1 protein-coding gene and 1 pseudogene are annotated in these 625 nt (G+C 46.9%); both read left to right on the plus strand.

Going from position 1 to position 625, the window contains the following annotated elements:
* On the plus strand, positions 1-238 hold a 238-nt coding region (locus R7044_RS26295; RefSeq protein ID WP_225456127.1), incomplete at its 5' end, for a winged helix-turn-helix domain-containing protein.
* Positions 235-625 (plus strand): annotated as a pseudogene (locus R7044_RS26300) (sensor histidine kinase); the annotation flags it as partial. The gene R7044_RS26295 and the pseudogene R7044_RS26300, both read left to right, overlap by 4 nt.

Genomic DNA, 625 nt, shown 5'->3' on the forward strand with positions numbered 1-625 from the left:
TAAGCTGTTGGCGTTGAATCCAACCACGTACACTATTCTAGAAATGCTGGTCAAAAATGCCCCCGAAGTTGTGACGCGTGAAGAAATCGCATTCCGCCTATGGCAAGAAAATGAGCCAAACAATGACGTTTTGCGCAGCCACATTTATCAACTGCGCGGTCAACTCGATAAACCCTTTGAAGAACATTTATTGAAAACCATCCCTAAAGTCGGCTTCCGCTTGGAGCCGGGGGCATGATTCGCCGCTTATTTAACAACACACAAAGCTTAACTGGACGCCTCGAACTCTTCTTCCTGTTGGTGTCGATTGTGATTGGTCTGCTGTGCTTCGCACTTGTTAGTGGCGCGTTGTTGTGGTCGGAAGATCGCGTCGGTGAACGACGTATTATGATCGACAAGAAAGAAGCGATTGAGCATTTTAGGCGTCATCCTGGCGACGGAATGATAAAGCTCGATCTGCTAACAACGGCGTACAACGACATCAATCTGATCCCGCCTATCTACCAGCCTTTTTTGCAAGACAAGCAGTACTTTCTCGGTGAAGTCGGTCAAGAGCCGAACACCAGAATGATTTACATGAGCACTTTTAACCAAAATGGCGAAGAGCACCCTATCATTCTGATTT

The sequence above is a fragment of the Vibrio sp. 1402 genome (assembly GCF_033340275.1).